This window comes from Nocardia sp. NPDC059228 (assembly GCF_042754245.1).
In the GTDB taxonomy this organism is placed as follows: Bacteria; Actinomycetota; Actinomycetes; order Mycobacteriales; family Mycobacteriaceae; genus Nocardia.
Genome location: NZ_JBHZAL010000042.1, coordinates 1 through 16191, shown reverse-complemented (window position 1 = coordinate 16191; position 16191 = coordinate 1). Strand labels below are relative to the sequence as shown.

The following is a 16191-nucleotide window of genomic DNA, read 5'->3' as shown; positions in this document are numbered from 1 at the left end:
GGCTAATTCCCTTCCGGCGCAGATTCGTTCAGGACGCGCTCGACCGCGGTACGCAGCACGCGAATCGTCAGTTCGGACGCGAGATGGCGCTTGTAGTCCGCACTGCCGCGGGCATCGGTGACAGGTGAGCACGCCGCGCTCGCGCGGCGGCCCGCCTCCGCGAAAGCGTCTTCGGTGGGCGGCCCGCCGACGAGTGCGTCGACTGCGCCGGCCAGCGCCGCCGGATCGGGGTTGACCGCGGTCAGACCGATCCGTGCGGCCGCTATCGTCTCGCCGCGCAGTGTCACGGTCGCCCCGGCCGCCGCGATCGCCCAGTCGCCGACCCGGCGCTCCACCTTCGCGTAGGCACTCGAGGTCCGATGCCGCACCGGAATTCGGATCTCGATCAGAAGTTCGTTGTGCGCCATGGCGGTTTCGTACGGGCCGACCAGGAAGTCGTCCATGGCGATCTCCCGGTCGCCGGACGGTCCGCGCACCAGGCAGGTGGCGCCGAGGACCGTGCAGACGGTGGTGAGATCCTCGGCGGGATCGGCCTGGCACAGCGAGCCGCCGATCGTGCCGCGATTGCGCACGACCGGATCGGCGATCACGCGCTCGGCGTCACGGAAGATCGGGCACACCGTGGCGAGATCGTCGGACTCGAGCAGATACCGATGCCGGACCATCGCACCGATGCGCACCAGGGTCGGATCGGTGACGATGTAGCCCAGTTCGGCAGCCAGGTCGTTGATGTCGATGAGATATTCCGGATTGGCCAACCGCAGCTTCATCATCGGTAGCAGGCTGTGCCCGCCCGCCACGATGCGTGCCTCGTCGCCGAGCCGGTCCAGCAGTCCGATGGCGTGATCCACGCCCGTTGCGCGCTCATATTCGAATGGCCCAGGAACTTGCACGTGATCTACCTCACATCAATGGGAAGAAGCTCAGCCTCTGTCCCGCTGATGCGGTCGTCAAGACCGAGTTAAGCAATCGCTTAACTGGCTGTTTGCGCCCGGTGGTGGATGCGGCCGCCGGTCCGGGTCAGGGACCGACCGTGTCCGCCCCAGCGGCGCGCGATGATCTCCGCCGCGATGGACACCGCCGTCTCCTCGGGTGTCCGGCCGCCCAGATCCAGCCCGATCGGGCTGGCGAGCCGGGCGAGTTGCTCGTCGGTGAGACCTGCCTGTCGCAGCCGGGCCAGCCGTTCGTCGTGCGTGCGGCGGGACCCCATGGCACCGACATAGCCGATCTCCGGCGCGCGCAGGGCCACCTCGAGCAGCGGGACGTCGAACTTGGGATCGTGGGTCAGCACGCAGACGACGGTCTGCGAATCGATCGCACCGGCCGCGATCTGCGCGGCCAGGTAGCGGTGCGGCCAGTCGACGACGACCTCGTCGGCGGTCGGGAACCGGGCGGAGGTGGCGAACACCGGCCGGGCGTCGCACACCGTCACCCGGTACCCGAGGAACGATCCCTGCTGTGCCAGGGCGGCCGCGAAATCGATCGCCCCGAACACCAGCATCCGCGGCTGCCGGGCATAGCTGGCGACGAAAACCGCCATGCCCTCGCCGCGGCGCTGCCCGTCCGGGCCGTAGGACAGCACCTCGCTGCGGCCTGCCGCGAGCAGCCCGCGTGCGTCATCGATCACCGCATCGTCGGCGCGCGCCGACCCCAGGGTGCCGTGCGCGGTGCCCGGCCGGATCAGCAGCCGTCGCCCGATCCGGGCGGCGTCGGGATGCTCGATGACGGTCGCGACCGCGACCGGGCGGTCAGCGGCGATCTCCGCGGCGACCTCGCCGAGCTCCGGAAACGTTGCCCGCGAGACCGCCTCGACGAAGATGTCGATGATGCCGCCGCAGGTGAGACCGACGGCGAAGGCATCGTCGTCGGAGATGCCGAACCGCTCCAGCACCGGACGACCGGTCCGGATGACGTCGGTGGCGAGTTCGTAGACCGCGCCTTCGACGCAGCCACCGGAGACCGAACCGCCGACCGTCCCGTCCGAGGCGACCACCATGGCCGCGCCCGGCGGTCGCGGCGCCGAACGGAAGGTCCGCACGACCGTAGCGACCCCCGCCGTGCCCCCGCCGTTCCAGGTTTTCATCAGATCCGTGAGCACGTCCTGCATGGTGCGTCCTCCGGGCGCGATGCGGCTGTAGGCACCGCGTCCACCTCCAAACTAGACTCGGGTTGTGACGCCCGCCCAGCTTCGGGCCTACTCGACGGTGGTGCGGCTCGGCTCCGTCCATGCGGCGGCCAGAGAGCTGGGGATATCCGACGCCGGTGTCTCGACGCACATCGCGCAGCTGCGTAAAGAGCTCGACGACCCGCTGTTCACTCGCACGGCGGCCGGGCTGGCCTTCACGCCCGGTGGGTTACGCCTGGCCAGCCGGGCGATCGAGATTCTCGGACTGCAGCGCCAGACCGCCATCGAGGTGAGCGAGGCGGCGCACGGCCGGCGGCTGCTCCGGATCGCGGCCTCGAGCGCGTTCGCCGAACATGCCGCGCCCGGCCTCATCGACCTGTTCGCGGCGCGGGCGAAAGATCTGTCGGTCGAGCTGAGTGTTCATCCCACCAGCCAGTTCCGCAGCTTGATCGAGACCCGTGCGGTGGACATCGCGCTGGGACCCGGGCAGAACGACACCGACGCGGCCATCACCACCCGGCCGTTCCTGAAGTACCAGATCATTTCGGTCGCGCGCCCGGACAGCCCGCTGGCGGACGTCGCACCGTATCCGGCGCTGCTGCGGGAGCAGCAGTGGATGCTGGGCCCCGGCGCCGGCAGTGTCGACGGGCGTATCGCGACGATGCTGCGCGAGTTGGCGATTCCCGAATCACACCAGCGGATCTTCCAGAGCGACGCGGCCGCCCTCGAAGAGGTCCGCCGGGTCGGGGGCATCACCCTCGCGATCGGCTTCGCCGTCTCCTCCGACCTCGCGGCCGGTAGGTTGACCCGCATCAAAGGAGCCGGCCTTCAGGTATCCGACGAGTGGTGCGCGACCACTCTGCCACCCGACACCCGGCAGCCCGCGGTATCGGAACTGCTGCGGTTCATCGCCACCCCGCGATGCATCCAGGCGATGATCCGCGGGTCGGGGGTCGGAGTCACCCGGTTCCGCCCGAAAGTGCATGTGACGTTGTGGAGTTGACCCTACTGACCGGCCAGATTTCCGCGCCGAGACAACGAGGGAGCAGCACATGGACGACGAGTTCGAACGCACGCCGCGTCTCACGGCCTTCCCGCGCATCGACGACTACGGTTTCATCTCCGACTGCGAGGTCACTGCGCTGATCGCCCCCAGCGGGGCCATCGAGTGGATGTGTCTGCCTCGTATCGACTCCGCCAGTGTGTTTGCGGCCATACTGGATCGCTCCGCCGGTTCGTTCCGGTTCGCCCCGGTCGAATTCATGGTGCCCACCGATCGCCGCTATGTCCCCGGGACGATGGTCATGGAGACGAGTTGGCGCAGTGGCGAAGGGTGGGCGACGGTTCGCGATGCGCTGCTGGTCGGGCCCTGGCGGCATCAGACACCCGGCCACAGCGCCCATCGTCGAACCCCCACCGACTACGACGCCGAGCACATATTGCTGCGGACGGTGCACTGTGAGACCGGGCAAATCCAGTTCGGGCTCGACTGCCAGCCGTCCTTCGACTACGGCAAGAATCATGCCCATTGGGAGTACCTCGACAGTTACTACCTCGCGCAGGCCAGCGCCGACGGGACCGATCTGGAGCTGACGCTCAGCACCGACATGCGCTTGGGACTGGAGGGTACGCACGCGCTTGCGCGCACCCTGCTGAAGGCGGGCGACACCCGCTTCTGCGCGCTCTCCTGGGGTAGTCGCAACGCGCCCACCGCCGTCGACGAGGCCGAGGAAAGGCTGCTGCGGACGATCCACCATTGGCGGCACTGGCTCGCCGGCGGGCGGTTTCCGGACCATCCATGGGCGGCCCAGCTGACCCGCAGCGCGCTGACCCTCAAGGGGCTTACCTTCGCACCCACCGGTGCCATCAGCGCCGCTGCCACCACTTCACTACCCGAAACACCAGGTGGACAACGCAATTGGGACTATCGCTACTCGTGGATCCGTGACTCCGCCTTCGCGCTGTGGGGCCTGTACACCCTGGGCTTCAGCTGGGAGGCGAACGACTTCTTCTCCTACATCACGAACTTGACCGAAGGCGTCCGCGACATGCAGATCGTCTACGGCATCGGCGGCGAAAGCGACCTCACCGAGCAGACTCTCACCCACCTGCGCGGCTACGAGAATGCCAGCCCCGTGCGCATCGGCAACGACGCGTACCGGCAACGCCAGCACGATGTGTGGGGCGCTGCGCTGGACGCGGTCTACCTCTACGCGCGCAACCAGGACCGAATCGACGCGCGCGCCTGGCCGGTGCTGGGCCGGGCGGTCAAGAGCGCCCTCACCTACTGGCGCGAGCCCGACCACGGCATCTGGGAAGTGCGCGGTAAGCCCCAGCACTTCACCTCCAGCAAGGTGATGTGCTGGGTTGCCGCCGACCGCGGTGCCCGGCTGGCCCGCATCCACCAGGACTTCGAACGCGCGCATCGCTGGCAACAGGCCGCGGACGAAATCCACGCCGACATATGCGCTCATGCGGTCGACTCCCGGCAGGTGTTCACCCAGTACTACGGCAGTACGGCGCTGGATGCTTCGGCCCTGCTCATCCCGCTGGTTCGGTTCCTGCCTCCCGACGACGAGCGGGTACGCAACACGGTGTTGGCCATCGCCGACGAATTGACCGACGACGGCCTCGTATTGCGGTACCGAGTCGATGAAACCGACGATGGATGCGCGGGGGAAGAAGGCGCCTTCACGATCTGCTCGTTCTGGCTGGTCTCGGCATTGTCGGAGATCGGCGAAAAGAAACGAGCCAAACAACTGTGCGAGAAACTGCTCGCCTACGCCAGCCCCCTCGGCCTCTACGCCGAGGAGATCAACCCCCGAACCGGCCGGCACTGGGGCAACTTCCCCCAGGCGTTCACCCACCTCGCGCTGATCAACGCCGTCATGCACGTCATCCAGGACGAACAAGCCGTCACGCGGCAGGCACTCGGCGGGGAATCGATCTCCCCGCGACTCGACGATGCATCATTCTCGCTGGGATACATCCGCTAGGCGGGCTCAGTGGCGTTTGGTGATCACGACCGGTTTGATCTCGGTGGGAATACCATCCAGCGCCGATACCGGGATGCCGAGAACACTGGCGGCGACCTCCCGCGGAATCGAATTCAGGGCAGCGAGAATGCCGATATCGTCGCTTGTCTCCGGGGCGCTGGTGTTGAAGACGATAAGTAGTTCGAGTGGGGCGTCGGCGCGGGCATTTTCGAAGTAGTGAAAGAACCCCTGCGGGGCGAAGACCAGGTCGCCCGCGTGTGCTTCGAACACATCGTTGTGGTAGCTGCCGTCCGGATGGGTACCCATGACCGTCCATTTCGCGCTGCCGGAGATGTGGTAGTTGAGTTCCCACGCCGTGGGGTGCCAGTGCGGTTCGCGGACGCCTCCGGGCTCGAGCCGCACGAAGTACACCGCACCGTTCTGGCCGGCCAGCACCGGGAAGTTCTGTTCGTGGGCTCCCTGCAGCGTGCCGCCGTCGTAACGGTCCGGTTCAGCGGCGGTGAGGTGGAACAGATGCGCGGACTTGTTCAGATTGGCATCGATACTGCCGGCACTGGGTAGTTCGGTCCGCACAGACTCGGCGCAGGCCGCGGCGGCTGTCAAACCCGCACCGAGCGCCGCCCCGCCCAACGCGGCCGCGCCGGTCCCGATGGCGGCGCGGCGGGTCACCGCCGGTGTTTCGTGGGGACGATCGCTCGACATGTCGCTCCGTTCCACACAGATTCGTCGCGGTCAACTCCGGGCAAATGCATCGACGGGGGCGCTCGACATGGAAGCGTACCCAGGAGTGCGCCGCCGGCAATGCAGCAACTCTCGAACAGATGAACCCGCCGGGAGTGAGTGGAACAGCAACGATTTGCGTGGCGCTGCGGAGAAGACGTCGATTCCTGTTGTGGCACTGAGCATTTGATGACCTTTCCGAGGCCGCCCGCTATCGAGTCCGTTTCACCCGAGCCGAAGGGGACACCCCAGGCGGGCATCCCCTCGAAACCGCCTCTGATCAGGCAGGTTTCGGACTGCGGCCGATGACCTCCCGCATGATCCCGAGCCGGCTCGCGCACTGCCGATCGGAGGCGGTTTTCGCTGCCCGAACGGTGCTGATTGGTCTATAGTCCCCAAATACGCCGGATTAGTTGCAATTTTTCTAAAGTTAATACTTTAGCGAGATAGGACGACAGCGCCGAATTCACTTCCCCGCAAACAGCGTCCGGCCCACCGTTGAGCAACAGAACAGGAGCCGTCCGCCAACGACGACATCACCATCACCATCCGACCGCCCCGCGCGACGCAGGTTCAGCCAGTTCGATCTACCTCGACGGGCCGGACCCGTGCGCGCCCTCAGGATCCACTGAACAAGGCCGAGATCGTCCGATCAAAGAACTCGGCCGGCAACGAAAGAGGTTAGGAATGCGTTCGACGCCGATCAGCTCGCTGGTCCGCGGGCAGATCCTGCGCTGCTATGACTGCGGTCTGCTGTGCAAGCCCGCCGCCCTCCGCCCCGGCGACGACTCCTGCCCGCGGTGCCACGCGCACCCGCTGGTGATCATCAGTACGTCGGGGCGGTACGGCAGCGAATGCAGCCCACCGCAGCCCACCCGGAACGACGTATGAACTACCCCGGTCCAGGTCCGCAACCAGCGCACCGATAGCGAGACGACAACGCCGCGGCCGATCGGATACGAGCGGCTTCAGCATCCGACCGCTGCCGCCACCCGCGTAGCTGATTGCTAATGTTCGCAACCGAACATATGAGCAACTGGAAGAAGGACCATGCCCACCGCAACCCTCAACGGGATCCGACTGAACTACGACGTCGCTGGAACTGGTCCCCTCGTCGTCCTGGTGATGGGATCCGGAAGCCCCGGGCGCGTCTGGCGGACCTATCAGGTACCGGCTCTGGTCAAGGCGGGATTCCGGGTGGCGACCTTCGACAACCGCGGCATCGCGCCCTCGGACGAATGCGCGGACGGCATTACCATGGCCGATCTGGTGGCCGATACTGCCGCGTTGATCGAGTACCTCGGTGGCGCACCTGCTCACGTCGTCGGTACATCGATGGGCGCTCGAGTGGTCGCCGAGCTGGCCCTGTCTCGGCCGGATCTGGTCGGCAAGGCCGTTCTGCTGGCGGCGACAGGCCGCCCGGATCCGGTCGCCCAGACGCTCAATCGCGGCGAGCAGGCGCTGATCGACGAAAGCGTCTCGCTGCCACCACAATACGCAGCCGCGATCAAGGCGATCCTCAACTTGTCCCCGCATACGCTCAGTGACGACGAGCGCGCCCAGCAGTGGCTGGACATCTTCGACTACAGCTCGAGCGCAAAGCCGACGGCGGGCGTGCGAGCGCAGCTGGGCATGGACCGTTCCCGCGATCGGCTGGCCGACTACGGGCGCATCGGAAGGCCCTGCCTGGTGGTGGGATTCGCCGACGACCGGATGGTCCCGCCCGCGTTGTGCCGCGAGGTCGCCACCGCCATACCCGGCGCACGCTTCACCGAGATCGACAAGTGCGGGCACTACGGCTATCTCGAACAGCCCGACGAGGTCAATCGCGTCCTCATCGAATTCCTCACCGCCGGCTGAGGTTCGAATCCACCCCGAACAGGAGACCCATGACCGCCCTACCGCCCTGCCCCGAATGCTCGAGCGAGTACACCTACGAGATCGGGTCGCTGCTGACCTGCCCGGAGTGCGCGCACGAGTGGACCGCCGCGCCGAGTTCGGACACCGACGACGCCGAGGAGGGCGTGATCCGGGACTCGGTCGGCAATGTCCTCACCGACGGTGACACGGTCACGGTGATCAAGAGCCTCAAGGTCAAGGGCAGCCCGAACCCGATCAAGGCGGGGACGAAGGTCCGCAACATCCGCCTGGTCCAGGGCGTCGGGGACCACGACATCGACTGCAAGGTGGACGGATTCGGCGCGATGCAGCTCAAGTCCAGTGTGGTCAAGAAGGTCTGACGCGAAATACCTGAACCACCCAGGCTTCATAATTTCGGCATTTCGCAATCAGTAGAGTCCTGAAGCAGTTTCTGATAAACCTTCTACCCGTGGGCGAAGTTCTCATCGAGGTTCTCGTCGACGCGCCGGACCGGCGGTAGCGCGCCGTGGGCTGGGTGCGGAAGATGCTGCGGATCGGTCGGGTCGCCGAGCCACGACCCGACCTGCCTCCGCGGGCGGATGCGCCCGCGGAGGTGCGTGGTTCACTGCAGTTGCGGCATGTGGACGCGGGCTCGTGCAATGGCTGCGAGGTGGAGATCACCAGCGTGTTCGGGCCCGTGTACGACGCGGAGCGCTACGGCGCACGGCTGGTCGCCTCCCCACGTCATGCCGATGGGCTGCTGGTCACCGGGGTGGTCACCCGGAACATGGCCGAGGCCCTGCGCCGCACGCACGCCGCGACACCCGACCCGAAGGTCGTGATCGCCTGTGGCGACTGTGCGTTGAACCGGGGCGTATTCGCCGACGCATACGGGGTGGCGGGCGCGGTCGGCGAGGTGGCGGCCGTCGATATCGGTATTCCCGGATGCCCGCCGCCGCCGGAGGCGATCGTGGCCGCGCTGCGTTCGGCGACCGGACGGTGACGGCAACAGTCGAGGCGACAGCGGCATCGGTTCCCGTGCGCCGCAACACTTTCAGCGCCTCAACGGCGGGCGTCGTCACGAGTGTGCTGGGGGCGCTCGGGGTGGCCGCGGGTCTCGGTGGCGTGTTCGGCCCGGCGCGTTCGCTGAGTATCGGCTGGTTGCTACCGCTGTCGGGGGTATCTCTGCAGCTGGATCGTGTCGGTGGTTTCTTCCTGGCGCTGATCGGCGCGGTGGCGATCCCGGTGGGCATCTATCTGATCGGTTATACCCGGCGGGAGCATCTGGGGCCGGTGCCCCTCGCGGTGGTGCCGCTGTTCGTGGGGGCGATGCTGCTGGTTCCCGCGGCCGGGTCGATGACGACGTTCCTGCTTGCCTGGGAGTCGATGGCGATTGCGTCGCTGGTGCTGGTATTCACCGAACATCGCCGGCCTGTCGCGCGGCGGTCGGGTGTGTTCTATGCGGTGATGACCCAGTTGGGTTTCGTCGCGATCCTCGCCGGGTTGATGGTGGCCTCCGCTTCGGCGGGCGGGGCGGATCGGTTCGACCGGCTCACCGGCGTCTCCGAAGGAGCGCGAGCGGTCGTATTCACGCTGACCGTGGCGGGCTTCGGTTCCAAGGCCGGGCTGGTGCCGTTGCACGCGTGGTTGCCGCGCGCGCATCCCGAAGCTCCGAGCCCGGTGTCGGCGCTGATGAGCGCGGCAATGGTGAATCTCGGGGTCTACGGCATCGTCCGCTTCGATCTGCAGCTGCTGGGCCCGGGTCCGCGCTGGTGGGGTCTGACGCTGATGATCGTCGGCGGCGTGACCGCCGTGTACGGGGTGTTGCAGGCGTCGGTGCAGTCGGATCTCAAACGACTGCTGGCGTTTTCGACCACCGAGAACATGGGCTTGATCATCCTCGCGCTGGGGACCGCGACCCTGTTCTCCGACGCGGGCGCGACCTCGGCCGCCACCGTGGCCATGGCGGCGGCGATGCTGCATCTGATCGCACACGCGGCGTTCAAATGCCTCGGATTTCTCGCCGCGGGTTCGGTGCTGGCCGCGACCGGACTGCGGGATCTGGACCGGCTCGGCGGGCTGGCGCGGCGGATGCCCGCCACCACAACGCTGTTCGGCATCGCGGCGCTCGGAGCGTCCGGGTTGCCGCTGGGCGCAGGCTTCGTCAGCGAATGGCTGCTGATCCAGTCGTTGATCCACACACGGACACAGAGTGATTCGGTGGTGGCGTTGGCGGCTCCACTGGCGGTCGGCGCGGCCGCACTGACCGCCGGTTTGGGTGTGGCGACGATGGTGAAGGCGTTCGGCATCGGATTCCTCGCCCGACCGCGCTCACCGCAGGCCGCCGAGGCTCGCGAGTCCTCGGCGTCGATGACGGCGGGGATGACGGTCGCCGCCGGGGCATGCGTGGTCCTGGCCGTGCTGCCGTTGGTCGCCGGGCCGGCGATTCGTGCCGTGACCGGTTCCCTGCCCGCGTCGCGGATGAACGAATTCACCGGTCTGGGCTGGACGATTCGCCTGCCGGGGCTCGCGGGCAGTATCGCGCCCGCCGGGATCGCCGCCGTGGTCGTCGTCGCCGTCGTGGCGGTCGCGGTCCTGATGCGGTGGCGTGCGCGGAACAACCCGGCGTCGGCGGAGCTGCCCTTGTGGGCGTGCGGCGCGGATCAGCCGACCGCGCGGATGCAGTACACGGCAACGTCATTCGCGGAGCCGCTGCAGCGGGTGTTCGACGACGTACTGCGCCCGGACACCGATATCGAGGTCACGCCTCTGGCCGAGTCCCGGTATCTGGTGGAGAAGGTCGCCTATCGCGCGCGGATCGCGGACGCGGTCGAGGACCGGCTGTACCGTCCCGTCGTCCGGGCGATCCGACTGGCGGCGCTGACGGTTGCTCGCGCGCACACCGGCAACGTGCACCTGTACCTCGCCTATGGCGCGCTCGGAGTGCTGATCGTCCTGGTGGTCTCACGGTGAGCGCGACAGCGTATGCGGCCGGGGCCGTGCAGATCGGTGGCGTCATCGCCGGTGCGCCACTGGTTCTCGGCGCCATGCGGCAGGTCCGCGCGCGGGCAGAAGGGCGGGCCGGGGCCGGGATCCTGCAACCATGGCGAGATCTGCGCAAACAACTGAGCAAACAGTCGATCACGCCGGTCGGCACCACGCTCGTCTTCGCCGCCGCGCCGCTGGTGCTGGCGGCGACGACACTGGTGATCGCCGCGGTCGCGCCGCTGGTGGCGACCGGGTCGCCACTGGACGGGACGGCCGATCTGTTCGCCGTGGTGGGACTGCTGTTCGTCGGCACGGTGGCATTGGCGCTGGGCGGCATCGACACCGGCACCGCGTTCGGCGGGATGGGGGCCAGCCGGGAGACGGTGATCGCGGCGCTGGTCGAGCCAACCATCCTGCTGTCGGTGTTCGCGCTGTCGATTCCCGGCGGCTCGTCGAATCTCGGTGCGCTGGTGGCGAATACCCTCGATCACCCCGGCCAGGTGCTGTCGTTGAGCGCGGTCCTGGCCGCGGCGGCACTGGTGGTCGTGATTATCGCCGAGACGGGGCGACTACCGGTTGACAACCCGGCCACCCACTTGGAGCTGACCATGGTGCACGAGGCGATGGTGCTCGAATACGCCGGGCCCAGAATGGCATTGGTCGAGTGGGCGTCGGCCATGCGGTTGACCGTGCTGCTCGCCCTGCTGGCGAACCTGTTCCTGCCATGGGGAATCGCGGGCGGTCAGCCCGGCGTGATCGCCGTCGCCGTGGGCGTGGTCGCCATCGCGGTCAAGGTATCGGTGCTGGCGATGCTGCTCGCCTTCGCGGAGGTGTTCATCGCCAAGCTCCGACTGTTCCGGGTACCCGAGTTGCTGGCGGGCTCTTTCCTGTTGGCGCTGCTGGCGGTCACCGCCGCCAGCTTCTTCACCTCCCGAGGAGGAGCGTGAGCGAGGCCGGATACGCGAGTGTGCTCGACTTCGCCGCGGGTGCACTGGTACTCGCGGCGGTGTTCGTGGTGTGGCGCCGCGACCTGCGCGCGATCGCCTGGCTGCTCGGCGCGCAGGGCGCCGCGCTGGCGATCATCCCGATCGTGCAGGGCATCCACCACTGCGACGGCCCGCTGCTCGGGGTGGGGACGGCTGTCCTGGTGTTGCGCGCCGGGGTGCTGCCGTGGCTGCTGGCGCGGGCGATCGGCGCCGAGCGCCGCGAATACCGGGAGGCCACGCCACTGGTGAACACCGCGGCCTCACTGCTGATCGCGGCCGCGTTGACGGTGACAGCGTTCGGCGTCACCCGGCCGCTGGTGAACCTCGAGACGACCCCCGAGTCGGCCGCGGTCCCGGCGGCGTTCGCGGTCATCCTGATCGCGCTGCTGGTGATGGCCACCCGCCGCCACGCCGTCTCGCAGGCGGCCGGATTCCTCATGCTGGACAACGGGATCGCCGCCACGGCGTTCCTGCTCACCGCCGGTGTTCCGCTGATCGTCGAGCTGGGCGCATCCCTGGATGTGTTCTTCGCGGTCGCCATCATCGGCGTCCTCACCGGTAGGTTGCGCCGGGCGTTCGGCGACGCCGACCTCGACCAGCTACAGGAGCTGCACGACTGATGACAGCCCTGATCCTCACCGCGATCCTCGCGCCCGTCGGCGCGGCCGCAATCGGCGCCCTCGCCGGATGGCGGCGCGGCACAGCCGTTCTCACCACGCTCAGCGCGCTCACGATCCTGGCCTGCGGGGCAGTCCTGGGCGGCCGGCTACACGGGCAGACGCACGTCATGGCCGACGGGTTGCTGCGGGCGGACGCGCTGTCGGTGACCATGCTGCTCGTCATCGGCGTCGTCGGCGCTCTCGCAACCTGCGCCGGCACCGACTATATCGATGCCGAACTCGCGCACGGCCACACCGATTCGCGCGGGGCACGCACCTACGCTGGGCTGGTGCCCGCGTTCCTGGCAGCGATGGCACTCGCGGTGTGCGCCAACAATATCGGCGTGATCTGGGTGGCCGTCGAAGCCACCACCGTGGTCACCGCATTCCTCGTCGGGCATCGGCGCACTCGGACCGCGCTCGAGGCCACCTGGAAGTACACGGTGATCTGCTCGGTCGGCATCATCGTCGCCTTCCTGGGCACAGTGCTGCTGTACTTCGCCGACCGCCACGCCGGAGCATCCAGTGAGCAAGCGCTGGATCTCAACGTATTGCTCATGTACGCAAGCCATCTCGATCCGAGCGTCACCCGCTTGGCCGGCGGACTGCTTTTGATCGGCTACGGCGCCAAAGCAGGTCTGGTGCCGTTCCATACCTGGCTGGCCGACGCCCACAGCCAAGCGCCGGCACCGGTGTCGGCCTTGATGAGCGGGGTGTTGCTGGCGGTAGCGCTGTCCGTCGTTCTGCGCATCAAACCGATCGTCGACGCGGCCACCGGTACCGGATATCTGCGCGGCGGTCTGCTGATCGTCGGCTTGGCCACGCTGCTGATCGCAGCGTCCATGCTCACGGTCACCCGGGATCTCAAACGGCTGCTGGCCTATTCGTCCATGGAGAACATGGGCCTGATCGCCATCGCCGCCGCGGCGGGAACCCGGCTGGCGATCGCGGCGCTGCTGTTGCACGTCCTCGCCCACGGGATCGGCAAGACCGTGCTGTTCCTGTCCACCGGCCCACTGCAGGCCGCCCACCAGTCCACCGCTATCGCCGCCATCACCGGCGTCGCTTCCCGATCCCGGCTGATCGGCGTGGCCTTCGCGGTGGGGAGCGTCGTGCTGCTCGGTTTGCCGCCGTTCGCGATGTTCGCCAGTGAACTGGCCATCGCCCGGTCGCTGGCCGACGCGCGCCTGGCGTGGGTGCTGGGCTTCGCGCTGCTGTTGATCGCCATCGCGTTCGCCGCCCTGGTGCGCAATGCCAGTCGCATCCTGCTCGGCGACGTTCCCGAGGGCGCGCCCGCCATCGCGGTGCCCGTCTCGATGGCACTGGCGCTGGTCGCGGGAGTGGCGCTTTCGATAGCACTCGGCGTCACGGCCGGACCGCTCACGAACCTGTTCGCCACCGCCGCCGAGAAGGTGATGTCGCGGTGACTTCAGATCAGGCCCAGCGGATACGCCGCGTCGTCACACCCGGCGAACTCCGCGACGCCGCCGAAGACCTGTTCGTGGACGGCCACCGATTGGGGCTGGTCGCCGCCCATGACGACGGCGACGGCGGGCTGCGCGTCGTGTACCTGTTCCTCGCGGGACGGCCGGACCGCCGGGTGGAGCTGGAATGCCCTCTGCCCGCGCATGATCCGGCGCTCCCGTCACTCGCGTACATGTCGTTTCCGGCAGGCCGGTTCGAGCGGGAAATGATGGACCTCTACGGTATTCGCCTGCTCGGCCATCCGCGCCCACGCCGCCTGGTCAGGCACGCGCACTGGCCCGATGACTGGTACCCCATGCGCGCGGACGCACAGGACAGGCCGGTTTTCGAAGGGGCCGGTGAACTGCGATTCCTCACCGTCGGCGGCAGCGGTGTGTACGAGATCCCGGTCGGCCCGGTGCACGCGGGGATGATCGGACCCGGCCATTTCCGGTTCTCCGTCGTCGGGGAGACCGTGGTGCGGCTCAAGGCCCGCCTCTGGTACGTCCATCGCGGCATCGAGCGGCTGTTCCACGGACGGGCCGCGACCGGCGCGGTCGATCTCGCCGAGCGCGTCAGCGGCGACACCTCCGCCGGTCACGCGCTGGCCCACAGCCTCGCGGTCGAGGAAGCCTGCGCGATCACCGTGCCCGACGACGTTCATCGGCTGCGCGCGATGCTGGTCGAGATGGAGCGGCTCTACAACCACGCCACCGACCTCGGCGCGCTGGCCAATGACGTCGGATACGGACTGGCCAACGCCCACGCCCTGCGCATTCGCGAGCGTGTGCTGCGGATGAACGCCGCCGTGACCGGGCATCGCTTGCTGCGTGGCGCGATCGCGCCGGGTGGAGTTGCACTGCGCGCGATGCCCGATGCGCGCGAGTTGCGTTCGCTGGCAACCGATCTCGCCGAAATCGCCAAACTCACCCTGCGGAATGGGGTGGTCTTCGACCGATTCGCCGGCACCGGCATCCTCACCGGTGACGACGCCCGTGCGCTCGGCTGCCTCGGCTACCCCGCGCGCGCCAGCGGTCTGACCACCGACGCGCGCCTGGACCATCCTTTCGTCGAGCTGCCCGTCACCGAGGTCCGCGCCGATACCGGGGACGTGCTCGCCCGCTTCACCACGCGCCGAGACGAATTCGCCGCATCCATCGCCCTTGTCACCGCGCTGGCCGAATCACCGGGCGGCCCATTCGAATTCACGGCGCCACCGAACCACCAGAGGCCGGCCAGCGGGGTCGGGATCGTAGAGGGCTGGCGCGGCACCATCGTGCACCGTGTGGAGGTCGACGCGGCCGGACGGCTGACGCGCGCCAAGATCGTCGACCCGTCGTGGTTCAACTGGCCGGCCTTGCCGGTCGCGATGAGCGAGACGATCGTCCCGGACTTCCCGCTGGTCAACAAGAGTTTCAACCTCTCCTACGCGGGAAACGACCTATAGCTCGACTCCAGGCGATTGCGCTGTTTGCTAAACTCTGCAATCAGAAGGCGGTCATAGGTACGAATTCCGCCACAGTGGAAGGAGTGGCGCACATGCCAGAACAGCAACGGCCGCTCTACCAGATGAAAGCCGACTTCTTCAAAACTCTCGGCCACCCCGTACGCATCCGCGTCCTCGAACTGCTCAGCCAGCGTGACCGCCCCGTCGCCGAAATGCTCGTCGAGATCGGCGTCGAACCGGCCAACCTGTCGCAGCAGCTGTCCATCCTGCGCCGCGCCGGTCTGGTCACGGCCCGCCGCGAGGGACTTTCAGTGACCTACGAGCTCACCTCCCCCGAGGTCGCAGAACTGCTCGCGGCCGCCCGGGCCATTCTTACCGGCGTCGTGGCCGGGCAGGCCGAAGCCCTGGAACAGTCCGCCTGATCGAACCCGCGCACCCCCAATGGGTGGGTGTGTGCGCCGTCACTAATTGCAGGTTTTCTAAACTCATTACCTAGTAGTTTCGCGAAGGAGATAGTCGCCGTGACCGAACAGTCCATCACCGTCACCGGGACCGTGCAGGCGCCGACCGACCACGAGGACATCCTGGCCTGGGTCGCCGAGGTCGCTGAACTGACCGCGCCCGAGCGCATCGTCTACTGCGACGGGTCTCGCGGCGAATGGGATCGGCTCACCGCCGAGCTGGTGGCCAACGGCACCTTCGTTCCGCTCTCGGCCAAACCCAACTCGTTCTGGTGCGTCTCCGATCCCGATGACGTGGCACGGGTGGAGGATCGGACCTTCATCTGCTCGGAGAACGAGGCCGACGCCGGGCCGACCAACAACTGGGTGGATCCGGTCGACATGCGCACCGTCATGACCGAGCACTACCGTGGGGCGATGGCCGGGCGCACCATGTACGTGATCGCCTTCTGCATGGGCCCGCTGGATGCCGCCGAGCCGAAATA

General features: G+C 67.8%; 15 protein-coding genes and 1 pseudogene. 13 read left to right on the top strand and 3 right to left on the bottom strand.

Going from position 1 to position 16191, the window contains the following annotated elements; all coding sequences use genetic code 11:
* Window positions 1-2: 2 nt before the first annotated feature.
* Window positions 3-893 carry a xanthine dehydrogenase family protein subunit M gene (locus ACFXKA_RS37140; RefSeq protein WP_354848318.1) on the bottom strand — a complete coding sequence of 297 codons (891 nt, stop codon included), beginning with the start codon at window positions 891-893 and terminating at the stop codon, window positions 3-5.
* A gap of 80 nt (window positions 894-973) precedes the next feature.
* Complete coding sequence (locus tag ACFXKA_RS37135; RefSeq protein WP_354848321.1) at window positions 974-2107, bottom strand: XdhC/CoxI family protein; 1134 nt, start codon at window positions 2105-2107, stop codon at window positions 974-976.
* 64 nt (window positions 2108-2171) lie between these two features.
* Here ACFXKA_RS37135 and ACFXKA_RS37130 point away from each other — a divergent pair, with 64 nt between their 5' ends.
* Together ACFXKA_RS37130 and ACFXKA_RS37125 are read left to right on the top strand one after the other, a co-directional pair.
* Entirely contained in the window at window positions 2172-3128 is a 957-nt protein-coding gene (locus tag ACFXKA_RS37130; protein ID WP_354848324.1) for a LysR family transcriptional regulator, read from the top strand.
* Between the two features lie 49 nt (window positions 3129-3177).
* Window positions 3178-5121: a glycoside hydrolase family 15 protein gene (locus ACFXKA_RS37125; RefSeq protein ID WP_379430945.1), complete on the top strand. Its 1944-nt coding sequence runs from the start codon at window positions 3178-3180 to the stop codon at window positions 5119-5121.
* 6 nt (window positions 5122-5127) lie between these two features.
* Here the strand turns inward: ACFXKA_RS37125 and ACFXKA_RS37120 are convergent, their stop codons facing one another.
* Entirely contained in the window at window positions 5128-5823 is a 696-nt protein-coding gene (locus tag ACFXKA_RS37120; protein ID WP_379430944.1) for a cupin domain-containing protein, read from the bottom strand.
* A gap of 705 nt (window positions 5824-6528) precedes the next feature.
* Between ACFXKA_RS37120 and ACFXKA_RS37115 the strand changes: the two genes are divergently transcribed.
* From ACFXKA_RS37115 to ACFXKA_RS37065, 11 genes and pseudogenes are all read left to right on the top strand, one after another.
* Complete coding sequence (locus tag ACFXKA_RS37115) at window positions 6529-6732, top strand: hypothetical protein (RefSeq protein WP_354848332.1); 204 nt, start codon at window positions 6529-6531, stop codon at window positions 6730-6732.
* Window positions 6733-6891: 159 nt separating this feature from the next.
* Entirely contained in the window at window positions 6892-7701 is an 810-nt protein-coding gene (locus ACFXKA_RS37110; RefSeq protein ID WP_379430943.1) for an alpha/beta fold hydrolase, read from the top strand.
* Window positions 7702-7730: 29 nt separating this feature from the next.
* Window positions 7731-8081, top strand: a complete 351-nt coding sequence (locus ACFXKA_RS37105) for a zinc ribbon domain-containing protein YjdM (RefSeq protein WP_354848337.1) — start codon at window positions 7731-7733, stop codon at window positions 8079-8081.
* Window positions 8082-8227: 146 nt separating this feature from the next.
* The gene (locus ACFXKA_RS37100) at window positions 8228-8704 is read left to right on the top strand and encodes an oxidoreductase (protein ID WP_354848340.1); all 477 of its coding nucleotides are present in this window, start codon (window positions 8228-8230) and stop codon (window positions 8702-8704) included.
* Window positions 8647-10674: a proton-conducting transporter membrane subunit gene (locus tag ACFXKA_RS37095; RefSeq protein ID WP_379430942.1), complete on the top strand. Its 2028-nt coding sequence runs from the start codon at window positions 8647-8649 to the stop codon at window positions 10672-10674. Before ACFXKA_RS37100 ends, ACFXKA_RS37095 begins: the two co-directional genes overlap by 58 nt.
* A complete protein-coding gene (locus ACFXKA_RS37090) occupies window positions 10671-11636 on the top strand; it encodes an NADH-quinone oxidoreductase subunit H (RefSeq protein ID WP_354848346.1) in 966 nt (321 codons plus the stop codon). The genes ACFXKA_RS37095 and ACFXKA_RS37090 overlap by 4 nt, the downstream gene beginning before the upstream one ends.
* Window positions 11633-12295, top strand: a complete 663-nt coding sequence (locus tag ACFXKA_RS37085) for a hypothetical protein (RefSeq protein WP_379430941.1) — start codon at window positions 11633-11635, stop codon at window positions 12293-12295. The genes ACFXKA_RS37090 and ACFXKA_RS37085 overlap by 4 nt, the downstream gene beginning before the upstream one ends.
* On the top strand, window positions 12295-13761 hold the full coding sequence (locus tag ACFXKA_RS37080; protein WP_379430940.1) for a proton-conducting transporter membrane subunit: 1467 nt from the start codon (window positions 12295-12297) through the stop codon (window positions 13759-13761). The genes ACFXKA_RS37085 and ACFXKA_RS37080 overlap by 1 nt, the downstream gene beginning before the upstream one ends.
* Window positions 13762-13781: 20 nt before the next feature.
* A complete protein-coding gene (locus ACFXKA_RS37075; RefSeq protein ID WP_379430972.1) occupies window positions 13782-15245 on the top strand; it encodes an NADH-quinone oxidoreductase subunit C in 1464 nt (487 codons plus the stop codon).
* Window positions 15246-15337: 92 nt separating this feature from the next.
* Entirely contained in the window at window positions 15338-15667 is a 330-nt protein-coding gene (locus ACFXKA_RS37070) for an ArsR/SmtB family transcription factor (RefSeq protein ID WP_379430939.1), read from the top strand.
* A 99-nt stretch (window positions 15668-15766) separates the two neighbouring features.
* Window positions 15767-16191: pseudogene (locus ACFXKA_RS37065) on the top strand (phosphoenolpyruvate carboxykinase); the annotation flags it as partial.

Excerpts from the sequence above, each read along its gene's own strand:
- ACFXKA_RS37110 (WP_379430943.1), top strand. The coding sequence starts at position 6,892 with ATGCCCACCGCAACCCTCAACGGGATCCGACTGAACTACGACGTCGCT.
- ACFXKA_RS37120 (WP_379430944.1), bottom strand. The coding sequence starts at position 5,823 with ATGTCGAGCGATCGTCCCCACGAAACACCGGCGGTGACCCGCCGCGCC.
- ACFXKA_RS37105 (WP_354848337.1), top strand. The coding sequence starts at position 7,731 with ATGACCGCCCTACCGCCCTGCCCCGAATGCTCGAGCGAGTACACCTAC.
- ACFXKA_RS37125 (WP_379430945.1), top strand. The coding sequence starts at position 3,178 with ATGGACGACGAGTTCGAACGCACGCCGCGTCTCACGGCCTTCCCGCGC.
- ACFXKA_RS37080 (WP_379430940.1), top strand. The coding sequence starts at position 12,295 with ATGACAGCCCTGATCCTCACCGCGATCCTCGCGCCCGTCGGCGCGGCC.
- ACFXKA_RS37095 (WP_379430942.1), top strand. The coding sequence starts at position 8,647 with ATGCCCGCCGCCGCCGGAGGCGATCGTGGCCGCGCTGCGTTCGGCGAC.
- ACFXKA_RS37115 (WP_354848332.1), top strand. The coding sequence starts at position 6,529 with ATGCGTTCGACGCCGATCAGCTCGCTGGTCCGCGGGCAGATCCTGCGC.
- ACFXKA_RS37070 (WP_379430939.1), top strand. The coding sequence starts at position 15,338 with ATGCCAGAACAGCAACGGCCGCTCTACCAGATGAAAGCCGACTTCTTC.
- ACFXKA_RS37135 (WP_354848321.1), bottom strand. The coding sequence starts at position 2,107 with ATGCAGGACGTGCTCACGGATCTGATGAAAACCTGGAACGGCGGGGGC.